This is a genomic window from Pelagicoccus sp. SDUM812005 (genome assembly GCF_031127875.1).
In the GTDB taxonomy this organism is placed as follows: Bacteria; Verrucomicrobiota; Verrucomicrobiia; order Opitutales; family Opitutaceae; genus Pelagicoccus.
On sequence record NZ_JARXIA010000034.1, the window covers coordinates 1 to 12,565 of the forward strand.

Annotated in this window: 10 protein-coding genes; 4 read left to right on the forward strand and 6 right to left on the reverse strand. The window is 53.0% G+C overall.

Annotated elements, in window-relative coordinates:
- Positions 1 to 194 precede the first annotated feature (194 nt).
- A complete protein-coding gene (xrtC, locus tag QEH57_RS23765) occupies positions 195 to 1,100 on the reverse strand; it encodes a VPDSG-CTERM-specific exosortase XrtC (RefSeq protein ID WP_309009302.1) in 906 nt (301 codons plus the stop codon).
- A 930-nt stretch (positions 1,101 to 2,030) separates the two neighbouring features.
- On the opposite strand from xrtC, the gene QEH57_RS23770 reads away from it, so the two are divergent.
- The 4 genes from QEH57_RS23770 to QEH57_RS23785 all read left to right on the forward strand — a co-directional run bounded on the left by QEH57_RS23770 (position 2,031) and on the right by QEH57_RS23785 (position 6,602).
- Complete coding sequence (locus tag QEH57_RS23770; RefSeq protein ID WP_309009303.1) at positions 2,031 to 2,687, forward strand: VPDSG-CTERM sorting domain-containing protein; 657 nt, start codon at positions 2,031 to 2,033, stop codon at positions 2,685 to 2,687.
- 754 nt (positions 2,688 to 3,441) lie between these two features.
- Complete coding sequence (locus QEH57_RS23775; protein ID WP_309009304.1) at positions 3,442 to 4,101, forward strand: VPDSG-CTERM sorting domain-containing protein; 660 nt, start codon at positions 3,442 to 3,444, stop codon at positions 4,099 to 4,101.
- A gap of 207 nt (positions 4,102 to 4,308) precedes the next feature.
- Positions 4,309 to 5,778 (forward strand): lipopolysaccharide biosynthesis protein, encoded by a 1,470-nt coding sequence (locus QEH57_RS23780; protein WP_309009305.1) that lies wholly within the window; start codon positions 4,309 to 4,311, stop codon positions 5,776 to 5,778.
- Between the two features lie 296 nt (positions 5,779 to 6,074).
- A complete protein-coding gene (locus QEH57_RS23785) occupies positions 6,075 to 6,602 on the forward strand; it encodes a hypothetical protein (protein WP_309009306.1) in 528 nt (175 codons plus the stop codon).
- A 73-nt stretch (positions 6,603 to 6,675) separates the two neighbouring features.
- On the opposite strand, the gene QEH57_RS23790 is transcribed toward QEH57_RS23785, so the two are convergent.
- The 5 genes from QEH57_RS23790 to murB form a co-directional block, all read right to left on the reverse strand.
- Positions 6,676 to 8,133: a hypothetical protein gene (locus QEH57_RS23790; protein ID WP_309009307.1), complete on the reverse strand. Its 1,458-nt coding sequence runs from the start codon at positions 8,131 to 8,133 to the stop codon at positions 6,676 to 6,678.
- A 22-nt stretch (positions 8,134 to 8,155) separates the two neighbouring features.
- Positions 8,156 to 8,824, reverse strand: a complete 669-nt coding sequence (locus QEH57_RS23795; protein WP_309009308.1) for a class I SAM-dependent methyltransferase — start codon at positions 8,822 to 8,824, stop codon at positions 8,156 to 8,158.
- Between the two features lie 129 nt (positions 8,825 to 8,953).
- Positions 8,954 to 9,943: a glycosyltransferase gene (locus tag QEH57_RS23800; protein ID WP_309009309.1), complete on the reverse strand. Its 990-nt coding sequence runs from the start codon at positions 9,941 to 9,943 to the stop codon at positions 8,954 to 8,956.
- Between the two features lie 57 nt (positions 9,944 to 10,000).
- Positions 10,001 to 11,227, reverse strand: a complete 1,227-nt coding sequence (locus QEH57_RS23805) for a hypothetical protein (RefSeq protein WP_309009310.1) — start codon at positions 11,225 to 11,227, stop codon at positions 10,001 to 10,003.
- 307 nt (positions 11,228 to 11,534) lie between these two features.
- A complete protein-coding gene (gene murB / locus QEH57_RS23810) occupies positions 11,535 to 12,539 on the reverse strand; it encodes a UDP-N-acetylmuramate dehydrogenase (protein WP_309009311.1) in 1,005 nt (334 codons plus the stop codon).
- Between the last annotated feature and the right edge of the window lie 26 nt (positions 12,540 to 12,565).

Consider the following 12,565-nt stretch of genomic DNA (forward strand, 5'->3'; position numbering starts at 1 on the left):
CCTACCTTTTGATTTTCTATTTTGGTTCATCAGTAGGGAGCTAGGTTTATTGCTCGTCCCGCATCGTTTTGGGAGTGTTTTGAAATTTTGTGCTTTGGTAGGGTTCGACCGCCGGGCGGACCGTTTTTGTTCAGGATCGATGAAGGTGTCGGCTTTGAACCTCGGCGCTCTGCGGCTCGCTCGGCGAGCGAGCCCTACCTGGTGTGGCTGTTGTTCTCCTCCGATTTTCTCTCTGACCGGCGAAACAGCCAAAGCACGATGAAGACAGGGATCAGGGTGACGGCGAAGAGCGGTTGTCCGCCTTGCTTGTGGAACCAGCCGTCGATCATCGCTGGATCGATGTAGTAGCACTGCCAGGCGAGCACGGTGATGCGGATGGCGTTGCGGATGATGCCGATAGGGATAAAGAGGGAGACGAAAATGGCCCGTTTCCACGGACTTTTCAGAAAAAGGAAGGAAGCTACCAAGCTGGTAATGAAGAGGACTAGGCTAGAGCGGATTCCACTGCACTGAGGAGCGACTTCCATGTTGATGGTGGGCATTTGAAAGATTAGCCCTTCGCGATAAATGGGGACGCCGATCAGCTTGATTCCCCAGTAGGCAGCCTCAGCGGAGGTGTGCTGGAAGAATATTTGAATTCCCTCGCGTACGGCCGCCGGGAAGGGGGTGAGGAGAACGAGAAAGAGGATTGGGAATATTTGGGCGCGAATCGTCTTGGCGCCAAAGAGTTGGAACAGGGTGGAGATGATGAAGCAGACGTAAGCGAAAATCGAATACGCGAGGTAGTTCTCGATCTGATCTGGATCGAGGGGATTGGCATCGCTTTGAAAAAAGGCGAAGAGGGAAATAGCCCCTGCGGTCAAGGGCCAGATGGATAGGAGGCGGTTGGGCGCGGAGGGCTCGATGGTTTTCAAGCGGCTCGTGTCCCATGCCAAGTAGATGGAGACAAAGGGGATCAGGATGACGTGCGAGTAAAGGTCGCTGCTGCGGGCCAATAGCCATAGGTGCTGCAAGGGCGTAAGAAAGAGAAGGGACAGGACTGCCACCGCTGCGGCGAGCAAGAAGAGGGGGCGTTTGTTGTCGGACGTAGTAGCGGGCATGGAATTAAAGAGTCGGAAGTCGAATGAAATTGTCGAAGGGAAGCGTTAGTCGCCCGTAGCTATCGCCTAGGCTTCCTCCTTTGCTGGAAAGCTCCGGTGGGCAGGAAATGGTGCGAGGGCAGTTGGAATTTTGTCGGATGGAAAGTTGGAATCAGCGTGTGACTTATCTTGTTCGGCAGGGAAGACGAACCGCTTGCCTTTGGTGTTTCAGTCGGTTCCTGCGTTTTTCATCATCGATTAGCAAATGTGGCTGCAAGCTTTTCTTATAGCGGCAGGGGAGGCGGATACTTAAGACCGCTTGGGTCGCTCTAGGTAGATGTCGGTAGGATTTTGTGGGTGATGGGTGACGAGGATAAGGGGGCTCGGTTCTGCAGTTTTGGGAATCGGAGATGGAGCAGTCAGCGAACATTGCGAGGTTGTTTGGCTTTCCTAGGAGCGTAGCCATCTGCCGCTAGGAGCTCTAGGGGCTTGAGATGCGGGTTTATCCTCTACTCGCGGTTTCGGATTTCCATTCTGTTTGAGCCTGAGTTGAGGGGGTGTTCGACTTAACTTACTGATCGGTAGGTGGTAGTGGAATTGCTTTTAAGTTAGCTCAGGAGCCTTGGACGGTTTCTGATCTGAGCTCGTCGAAGTGTCAGTAAACCTTACAAAAACCTGTTAATTTTTCTAAGTCTCTCATTTTCAGAGGATAAGGCCGTTCTTGGAAAGCAGCATCGCTACATTGTAAGAAATCCCTACACAATCTGGAATACTTAGAATTAAAAACAAAGGGGTAGAGAGTTTTTTGAATTAAGTGTAACTGACTGTAGTCCAGTTGTTAACGTGTATAGTTTCGTTCGTGGTTGGGTCTGGGTTTTCGCTCTGGCGCGGAGGTTGCAACAAGATGTTTCGAAGCAGGAACCATTAATCCTTTCTCAAACAAACCTTATTATGAAAAACACACTTAAAGCTCTTATCGCTGTTGCGAGCATCGCTGGTGCAACCCTTGCCCAGGCGGTTTCTATCCCAACTTCCGGCTCGGTTGACCTTTCCGAGACTCCTTACTCCGCCAGTGGTGGAGGTGAGTTTCTAGCCGAGGTCGCTGGTTACGATTCGTTCTACACGTTCTGCGTGCAGCGCTACGAAACGCTCACTTCCGAGCTCCCAGGCACCTTCGACTACACGATTTCTGACACCACTAGCACTGGATCGCACCCGAGCTCGATCCCAAATAATACGCTCAAGGAAGGTACTACTTACCTTTACCGTATGTTTGTAGCGGGTACCCTCTACGATCTGACGGATGCAGTTTCTCGCACTGCAAACTCCATCAGCTTGCAAAAGGCTATCTGGGAGTTGCAAGGCGTAGGCGCTGGACTTGGCCAGCATTCCGGCAACAACACCTTCTTGGCTATGGTTTATGGCCTGTTCGGTGAAGCTGGCGCGAAGGCAACTACTTCCGACGCAACCGTAAAGGTAATGCGCATCTGGGGCCCACAAGGCGAAGACCTCCAGGACGTATTGGTCTACGTACCAGATTCCGGTGCGACGCTTGCTCTCCTCGGACTTGGCTTGGCTGGACTGGCGTTTGCACGCCGCCGCCGCTAGTTCGCCGATTTAGCAATAGCTTTTCCCAAAGCGGACGACAGAAATGTCGTCCGCTTTTTCGTGCCTAAATGGGGCTTTCTGCTCGAGTATTTGCGGGCGGTTTGGGCGTTACTTATCAGTTTGTTAATAATGTGGCGTGCCGGGCTCGCCGGTCGAAATGCCGGGCTTGGAGGGAAGTCTCGGAACTGCGGTTCGATCGGACTGAGGCGTCCGTAGAAAGGTTCTGGTTTGAGCGCGGGTTATGCTCAGGGAGGCGTTGCCCTTGCTGGCCTTTACGAGAGAAGGTCCAGTAAGGACCGCTAGGCGAGCTGGGGTGGGGGATTCGTGGTGATTTCTCCGGAATGTCGGAGAGCAGCGGAAAACATTTCATTGCAAGAGCTGCACTAAGGGCGGCTGTTTCTGCTCTCGGGGATGGCGGGACAGATGCGTCAGGTCGCGCAAGGATGACGCGGTTTTATTTCGCTGGGATCGATTCGCGCAGATCCCTGCTTCGATTTGAGGGAGGGGGCGCGGCCCTTTCGGCCCAGTGGAGCCTTGGCGTGTAAAGCTGTAAGGAAGGTTTACTTTGCGAGGTCTACGTGCCGGTAGAGGGAATACTTCATTGTGTGATTCTTTGATCATTTCATAAGGTGTTCATAGAAAACATGATAGGTGGTTGTTTTATTTGTGGGTTAAAATCCCAGCGCTTTGTTTGGCGCGAGCTGTGCAATTGGGTCTCTCGAAATCAATCAACAAACATTTCTCATTTAGTTTTATGAATAACACACTCAAAGTTCTTCTTGCTATCGCAACTTTCGCCGGAGCATCTGCGGCTCAGGCGGTCTCCATCCCGACGTCTGGAGTTGCAGACGTCTCCAAGACGGATTATTCCGCTAGCGGAGGGGGCGAGTTCCATGTCGAAGTGACTGGATACGATTCCTTCTACACCTTTTGCGTTCAGCGCTACGAACCTCTGTCCGCCTTGCTCGATGGGACGTTCTCGTACACTATCGCTGGTTCGACCAGTGCAGGCACTCACGTAAAGACTGCGCCGAACAACGTACTGTCGGAAGGCACTGTTTACCTGTACCGCAAGTTCGTGGCGGGAGCTTTGTACAATCTTGCTGACGCGGTCGCTCGCAAGTCCAACTCGATCAGCCTGCAGAAGGCTATCTGGGAATTGGAAGGCGAAGGCGCAGGGCTTGGTCAGAGTTCGGCGAACAACGCGTTTCTTGCCACTGTGTACGGTCTGTTTGGCGAGGCGGGAGCCAAGGCCGACGCTACAGACAAGACAGTCAAGGTTCTGCAGCTTTGGGATTCGCAAAACAATGACCTCCAAGACGTTCTCGTATATGTTCCCGATTCCGGAGCGACGCTTGCTTTGCTCGGTGTAGCGCTCGTTGGTACTGCCTTTATCCGCCGTCGCTTGGTCTAGAGGAAACGCGGCGTGCCCGGCGGTCCCGCCCTACCTTATGCGAATGATCAAACGAAAGATGGTCTAGGCCCATAGGGCTCTCGAGCCCTGGATCCTACGATAGCTTTTGTGCCGCTCCCTGTGGGGAGCGGCTTTTTTGTGCAGGAATGGGGTGGGCAGAGTTCTTCTCTTGCCATTCAGTCGACTTAGGGCGATTCGGTTGGTCCGATGAGCGGAACCCTTAAAGACAGAGCGTACACGGGCGTGTTTTGGAGCGCTGCTTCTCAGCTGTCGCTCCAAGCCTCTCGTTTTGTAGTAGGGGTAATCTTAGCTCGGATTTTGGCTCCCGAGCAATTTGGAGTAATCGCGATGACCTACGTGTTCCTAGCCATCGCGGATGCGTTGGCGAGCTCGGGATTTCGCGATGCATTGATCCAGAAGAGGGAATCGAGCATTTTGGACGAGTCTTCGGTCTTTTATTTTAGCGTGGGAGTGTCGCTTGCGTTGGCGGCTGTATTGGCGTTGTCGGCCCCGCTCGTGGAGCGGTTCTACGGCCAGCCCGGTTTGGGCGACGTTTTACGTTGGGTCTGCCTCAGTCTGGTTTTCCGCGGCGCCTCGATTGTGTATGTCTCGCTCGCGGTGAAGCGACTGGCGTTCAAGGCTCAATTCAAGGTGCAGGCCTTAGCCAGCGTCCTGGCGGGCAGCGCTGCGATCGCGATGGCTCTCTCAGGTTTTGGTGTGATGAGTTTGGTCGCCCAGGTGCTGGTAACTGACTTTTTGTCTTTGCTGCTTTATCCGGTCTTCGTCAGATGGAAGCCAGCGTTCGCCTTCTCGCCCTTGGCGCTACGGGAGATGTTTGGATTTGGTTCGAAGATGTTCCTGTCTGGTTTGGTAGGGGCAGTGATGTCGGAGCTCTACTCGGTGGTGGTCGGCAAATTCTATTCGGCGGCCAGCTTGGGGTTTTATTCACGGGCACGTCAGCTCCAGCAGTTGCCGGTTATGTTCATTTCCAGCGTGATTGGCAAGGTGGCCCTGCCTGTCTTTTCTCAATTGAACGGGAGCGAGGAGCGGTTCTCCCGAGGCTTGAGGAGTTCAGTCGGGATGGCCTGTTTCCTAGGGTTCCCACTTATGGCTGGGTTGGCGGCTGTAGCGGCCTCGCTCGTTCCAGTTTTATTAGGCCCGAAGTGGAGTGAGTCGATTCCTTTGCTCCGCCTGTTTTGTTTGGTGGGGGCCACCTATCCTTTGCGCTACCTCGCGGTGGGGGCTCTGGCGGCGTTGGGACAATCCGGCGATGTGCTTAGAGTTGAAGTTCTGGGCAAGTCTTTGGTCTTGGTCCTGCTATTCATTGTTGTGTGGGGAGGCGGGGCGATTTGGTCGGTAGTGGTGGTCGAGTTCATTGCGTCGCTCATTTATTTAGGGGCAGCGAGTCGCGCCCTTTGGCGGCGGTCGGGCTACTCGTATGGAGAGCAAGCGAGGGACGTGTTGCCAAGTTTGGGCATTGCGGGGCTCATGGGCTTGTGCGTCGCTGCCATGGAACTGCTGCCGCTGGAGGGGGCCTGGCTGTTGGGGACGCAGTGCATGGCGGGCGCCGCGCTGTATTTCGGGCTTGCTAAGCTTGCTCGCCTCGAGGGCTTGAGGGAATTTCAAGCCGCTTTCGAAAAATTGCTGGGGCGACGCTCTCGAGGTGCCTCGGCATGATAGGGGCAGGGGAGCGGCTTGCGGTCGATTGTTGCCGCTCGTATCGCTCATTTAGATCGCGAACGGGAGGAGCTTGGCTTCTCTTGCATTGCAGGGAACCCTTTTACGTTCTGCCTGCCTTATTGGTTCGTTTTTCCGATTTTCTTGTTATGTGCGCGATCCCCTTGCTTTCCCCTTATAAGGCATGTCGTCTTGCTGGCGTCTTAGTTCTACTGCTGGCCGTGGGCGCCTGCCTAATGGAAGGCGCTTTCCTCAGGTTGAAGATGCAAGTTCTGGCATCGGAAAACACCTTATGGATGGCTGACCATTCTTATGGCGCGGCTACGGATCTAGGCGTGGGGGACGTATTTTCCGTGGAGGCTGACCTGTACGGAAGCGATGAACTGTTCACGCATCGGGACTTTTGGGTGCCGTTTGGCTCTGGGGAGGAGAGCCCCGAGGGATCGCCGCGCGCTCTCGAGTCGTTCAAGGTTTTCGTCGACGGCGAGGAGGTGGGCTTCGAGTCCTCCGTGGGAGGACATATCTATACCTCGAATTACAGGGTTAAGTCTCAGGTCCTGACGGGGCCGAGCAACTACGAGCTTGATTTCGACTTCGATTGGCGTTCTGGGCTGGGTTCGCTCGTTCTTTGGGGGCGTTACCTCGACGACAGTTCGTTCGGTGATCCGATGCTCGTTTTGCGAGGCGACATCTCGAGCTACGGATTGCGCCGCTTCGGGGACGATGGTGTTCCGGTTCCGGACATTATCGGTTCCTCTTTGCTTCTGTTAGGAAGCTCGTTCGCGGCGCTGGGCTTAGGGCTGAGTTTTAGGGAAAGAAGTTGAGGCTCTGCTCTTTTGTGGAGAGCTGTCGGGGCTCCGGCTCTTAATCGTCTTGGTTGGCGTTTGCTGCGAGAGCTTAGCTGACGATCTTCGCGAGCTGTTGGAGATACTGATCTAGGTTGCCGTGGTGGACTCGGTTGCGCTGCGAAGCCGTTTCGTGTGCGGGTGGCTTTGAACGGCTCTTGGGGTGTGTTGCGCTGAAGCGCAAGCGCTGCCAGCCGTTTGCGAGCCGGTTCGCGAGCGGCTTGTTCCGCGAGCTCGCTACGTTTTCGATTTGGTTGTAGAAGGGAAGGTCTTGGTACTGCGGAAAGCGGTGGTGAATGGCGGCCTCCTGGGGTTCTTGCTCGGAAATGGATTCCGGCTCGATTGACGCTACGAATCGGTAGAGTTCCTCGTCCATAAGGGGGGCGTTGATGGTGTTCGTGCGGTTGGCGAGGGCGTAGGGCCACTGGGCAATGCCGCGACGGTTCCAGTTCCAGAAGCCGAAGGCGGTGGTGGGGTTGGCAAATTGGCTGTAGGCTTTCAGTTCCTCGGCGAGGGCGGCGACTGCTTCTTCCTCGCTGTCCCCTAAGAAATCGAAGGGGGGACATAGGTTTTTGTAGAGTTCCTTGCTTCCTCCGATGCTATGGATGAGACGGAGTGCAACCGACTGGTAGTTCCCAGAACGGTAGTCAGCTACATATTCGGAGGCGAGTAGTTCGCTCCGTGTGAGCACCCCGACGCCGGTCCCGTCGAAAGCCAGGCAATTGAGGCTGCTGAGACGATTGGATACGGCGCAGAGCCAGCCGTGCTCGAGGGTGCAAAAATTCGATCTTAAGTTTTTGGAGGGAAAGGCGTCTCGCCAGTAGAGTGGACTCTTGGTTTCCTCGAAGGGGAGGTCGAGGTGTTCGGCAAGCTGTCGAGCGGCCACGAGATCCCTGTATTCGCCGCCGGTTAGACAGTGTTGGGGCTTGCGATCTTGGTCTAGGAGTTCGAGGAGAATCTGGCGGGAGTCGCGGCCACCTGTGAGCAATAGGGCGAAGCGCTCTGAGTCGGGCAGCCGTCGTTGGATCGCCTTGCTGGCGAAGTGGGCGTATTCTTCTGCAATTTCGCCGCTGGCGCGCTTTACGGGGGTGATGGGATCGACTCCACGCGAGGTATCCAGTTTCCCCCCGGCCCATCTGACGCGACCGCGAGGGCCGATAGATTTGATCGATTTGAAGGGCGTGGACTCACCGAGAAAGAAGCCGCAACGGGCGAAAACGGACAGGGCTGTTTCGTCGAGTGTCGTATCTGCTCCCTTTTCCAATAAGGCCGCCAGGGAATTGGAGACGATGAAGCAGTCGCTTGTTGCGAAGTAGAAGAGCGGCATGAAGCCTGAATAGTCGCTCTCGAGGGTGGCGGATTTCCCGTCCCAGCTCCATTTCGAATAGACTGCATTTTCGATCGATCCGCTTTGGGGAGAATCGCTGAAGACGCGTTGGCTCTCGCCTTCGACGATGGGGGAGGATTCTGTCGAGCGAAGGCTTACCTTGAGGAAGCTTGGGGAGGTCACGGTACTATAATTGGGAGGGAGCCTATTTGGTCAGTTCGAAGAAGCGATGCCAGGGGAGTTCGTTGACCCGCCAGCTGCGCTTAATGCGAAAGCCGCTAGAGGTGATGGCCTGCTTTACGGAAGATAGGGTGGTTCCTTTGAAGCCAATCTCCCAGTAGTGACCCATGGATTCGAGTTTGCTTTCGGGAAAGGGAGGGGGCGGGATCGTGGGGATCGCGACTTGGAAGGAGAAGCGACCGAAAAACGGAATTTGGCCCGAAAGCGAAAAAGAGCGACTGGAGTCGGGTAGGGACAGTACGAGGCCGCATCTTGTGACTCGATGCAGCTCGGAAAGGGCATCGGTGAATTTTTGGAAGGGCAGATGTTCCAGGACCTGGCAGCAGAGTCCAAGGTCGAAGGAACTGTCGTCCAGCGGTAGGTTTAGCACTGAGGCGGCAATGTCGGGATTCAGTTCGGGTTGAACGTCGACGGTGGTCACTCGGTATTTTTCCAGTCGAAGCGCTTGGGTGACGAGGCCGGGGCCAGGTCCTATTTCAAGTATCGAGTCGGCGTCGTATTGTGAAATAACGCTGAGTTGATGAGCGTAGCTGAAGATGCGCCGGGATGCCAGGTAGCTCTTACCGTAATGAGATTTGCCGGGAATATGCCCGTATCTTGTTTTGGAGATCTGGTTGCCGGAGCTATTTTCCATTGTGCGAGTTTATGGGAGAGAGCTGCTTGTAAATGGCAGATTGTTCGAGCGTACCCAAGGGGTATCGTCAACGCGATGTTCAATTTAAGTAAAATAATGCCCCTTGGTGTTTTGGGCAAAAGTGTAACCTTAGGTGTTCAGTAAGTTGAGGATACGTCTTCTTAGTGGTTGCACGATTCGTATAGTCTTTGAGAATAGCGACGAACTCAGGGCGTGCTTTACCAGCTTTTTCCTGCATCCGAATTCGTTGATAGCAGCTATTGTGCTCAACGCCAAGGTGGTCTCAGGGTCCTGAGCATTTTTTCCTGCTGCGAAGTTGCGGAGGCGTCGTGCTGTATCCGGGTTCCCATTTAACAGAAGAGCACCGTCTTCTCCGAACATTTTTATCGCGTCCGTTCCTACTACTGAGCGCATAATATAGCATCGCCGTGCTAGTTCTTTTAGCTCTTGCTGAGCTTGCCAGCGGATTGTGTTCGATTCAACTCCGTCCTCACGAACGAACCTTTGATATAGAACCTCGGGAACAAACGCTGCTTTCTTCTTTTCTAGTAAGCGAAGCCAGAGGTCATAATCTTGAGTATATTTAAAAAACGTTCTATAGCCTCCTGCCTCTTCGTAGCAGGAAGATCGCATCATTACCTCTCCATGTGTGAATTGGTTTTGGTGATAAATCTCCGCCGCGTCCGTTTCCGCGGTTCTTCTATTGTGCGGCCTAGTTTCATTGTTAGGAAAAATATTATCCACCCAGCACCCCACGCACGCGAGGTGTTCGTTTTGGTCGAGTAGTTGGGCTTGGCTCTTTATTCTGTTAGGAAGAGAGTTGTCCCCGGAGCCGTGGATTGCAATGTAGTTGCCATCCGCGTGTTTTTTGATCGCATTGGAAATGGCTCGAGTAAATCCTTGGTTGGTGCCTGATTCAATAATTACCTTGTCGAGGTCCTCATACTTCTTGAGTTGATGAAGCGTATCGTCGGTTGAGCCGTCGTCGACTAAAACGATTTTCAGGTTATTGTGAGTTTGGTTTAGTAGACTTTCTACTGAGTTTGATACGCAATAGGACCGATTATAGTAGACGCTAAATATAACAACTTTACTTTCGTCGTTTTTTGTTTGATTCATTGTGTCTGGTGCGGCCCGCCGCAAAGGGGGCTTGTTTGGCGGTTTTGATTTGATGGCTTACGCTCGTGCTAGAACCAGGACGGCGTGAGCGGCTAGGAGACTTATCAATGCCCACAGCCCGCTTCGTTTGACGAGCTCTGGGGTTGAGCCCTCAAGCAAGGAAGCGGTGTATGAGTAGGGGCGAATGTTTATCGCAACGAGAGAAGGCACGTATACGGCCGCGATTAGGCCATAAATCCCGTAATGGATGATGGCGAGGGGAGTGAGGGCCAGTGATATCGCTGACGAGATGAGCGAAGTCTTGTAGAGTATAATGGTGTTTCCGAGTGCTGGAAGTCTCATCCCGTTCAATAGAAATCTTTGTGACATTATTCCCAAGGTGAGCAGTGCCCATGGCAGGGGAGATAGGAAACTCGTGTTTGAGTTCAGAAAGCTTAGGGCTGTGGGAACAGCCAAGCCCAGGATTATGATACCTGCGGTGAGCAACCATTGGGATTTTTCGAGGTTTTTGGGGAATTCTCGATTTAGGCGGTCGTATTCGCCTTTTGCTAGCAACCTGGAAAATTTAGGCGCGTGGGCACTAAGTGGAGCTTCTGAGAACTGGATTACTGTTTGCAGGAGGTTGAAGGAGAATAAAAATGAAGAAGCTTCCAGTGGTGACGAGTAGCGAGTGTAAAAGACGGCCGAAAATTGTATAAGGCCTCTGTTGCAAAGGGTTGTTATTAGCCCTTTCCAAAATGCTGGCCACGCCCATTTTAATATTTTCTGGTCGCATGCCATCAATTTCGAACTGTTTAACTTTTCTGTCGTTTCCTTTTTTAGAATGCGTTTTATGTTGAGCATCCCTATGATTAATGCCGATTGCATTACAATGGTGAGACCGACTATATCTCCTCCTAGGGATAGCGTTATAAAACCGCTGAGGGTGGACGCTAAGGAGAGCATCGTTGTCCAACGATTGCTTAAGGCTACTTTTCCCATTCCATGGAGAAACATCGCATCTCTGCTGAGGTAGGTGACAACGAACTGACCTCCTAGGTATATAAAAAGCGCGATCCAAATGCGCGTAGGGTCGGGGTGCTCTCTTAGTATTCCGTTTAGGGAAAATGCGCCCATCGCCAGGCCGCTTATCGCGGTCAATGCGGCTGTAGCTAGCGAAAGCACCCCAATTGTTTCGTAGGTTCGAAGTAGTAGCGGCCAGTTTGGGTCCCCTTTTGCTTGGGGTCTGTTTTGGGCGGTTATCGCAGAAAGATCGTCAGCTCCAGCCATACCGAACGCTATCATGCGGCTGAACGTCAAAGTCACTCGGTTGTGGATAAGTGAGCCGAAAAACGTGAGAGTGGAGAAGAGGTACCACGCGGCAATTTCGGATGTTTCGAAGGTCGTTACGACAAGAGGTGTGACTAGCAGAAACCGTAGTGATTTCGTGGATATATTCGCCCAAGTCGTGGCAGTGGGGGAATTCCACAGTCGTACGAACAGGCGTGTCGCTAGGGACTGAGGTTTTTGAGTCTGCACGTTGTTTTGAGGAAGATGACGCTCCCGCAAGCGTCGGGGAGTAGCTAGTAAGGAGTGTGGAGTAATCCTTGGTTTACACGCCTTGCGTAGCGCTTGCAGCTCGGGAGGCTGCCTCCACGTGTGCAGGGGAGATTTCTCCGTTTTTCGATACGTATCGTACCTCGGTGGGCATTTCGTAGCCCGTTTTTTGTAGCACTGTAGTTCGAATAAGATGAATCAGATATAGTATGTCGCTAGCGGTTGCGTTGCCGTTGTTGACTATGAAATTAGCGTGAAGGGGCGATATTTGTGCCCCTCCTTTTGTAGTGCCTTTTAAGCCGCAACCTTCGATGGCAGCTCCCGGCGGGCCAATTTCTTCATACATCGCGGGGTTACTTACGAAGACGGATCCGCAGTTTGGAAGTTTTCTGGGAAACTTTTTTCTGCGTGACGACAGAATGCCGAGCATTTCTTTCTTAATTTGCGAAGGATTGGCTGTGTTTTGAAACTCGAATTTGGCTGACAATATGATGTCGCCAGTGTTTTGAAACGAAGATTGACGGTATGAGAAGTTGCACTCGTCTTTACGCTTGGTCTGCAGGTCTCCATTTGAGGAAAGGTACGTAACCTCGGTGAGATGATCGCTGATCCCCTTCCTTTGACTCCCGCCATTCATGCAAATCAGGCCTCCGAGCGTCCCGGGAATTCCTGCCGTGTGCTCTGCTCCGCTCAGTCCATGATCCGCAACTTTTTTTGCAAACCGCGGAACCCACACTCCTGCTTCGGCGCAGACCTGAGTTCCCTCGACGGTTATGCGGTTTAGGTTTCGTCCGATTAAGATGGCTGGACATTGCAAGCCGTCGTCGTCGAAAAGCAAGTTGCTGGTCGATCCGAGTATCAAGTACCTTAATCGGTGCTTGTGGAATATATGAATAATCGGTTGTACCGAATCGGCGGAATCGGGCTCGATTATTATATTCGCGGCACCCCCAACCCTCCATTGTGAGTGTTTTGATAGGGGAACATTTTTGTGAATTCTGGCGTGGTTTTGAATCTCGCCTAAAATCTCTTCAAGGGGACTCGCTCTCGTCTCTTCCATCCGTTTTGCGTGTTTGGGATTGTTCT

Coding starts and splice junctions, on each gene's coding strand:
- xrtC (WP_309009302.1), bottom strand. CDS start 1,100: ATGCCCGCTACTACGTCCGACAACAAACGCCCCCTCTTCTTGCTCGCC.
- QEH57_RS23770 (WP_309009303.1), top strand. CDS start 2,031: ATGAAAAACACACTTAAAGCTCTTATCGCTGTTGCGAGCATCGCTGGT.
- QEH57_RS23775 (WP_309009304.1), top strand. CDS start 3,442: ATGAATAACACACTCAAAGTTCTTCTTGCTATCGCAACTTTCGCCGGA.
- QEH57_RS23780 (WP_309009305.1), top strand. CDS start 4,309: ATGAGCGGAACCCTTAAAGACAGAGCGTACACGGGCGTGTTTTGGAGC.
- QEH57_RS23785 (WP_309009306.1), top strand. CDS start 6,075: ATGGCTGACCATTCTTATGGCGCGGCTACGGATCTAGGCGTGGGGGAC.
- QEH57_RS23795 (WP_309009308.1), bottom strand. CDS start 8,824: ATGGAAAATAGCTCCGGCAACCAGATCTCCAAAACAAGATACGGGCAT.
- QEH57_RS23800 (WP_309009309.1), bottom strand. CDS start 9,943: ATGAATCAAACAAAAAACGACGAAAGTAAAGTTGTTATATTTAGCGTC.
- QEH57_RS23805 (WP_309009310.1), bottom strand. CDS start 11,227: ATGATAGCGTTCGGTATGGCTGGAGCTGACGATCTTTCTGCGATAACC.
- murB (WP_309009311.1), bottom strand. CDS start 12,539: ATGGAAGAGACGAGAGCGAGTCCCCTTGAAGAGATTTTAGGCGAGATT.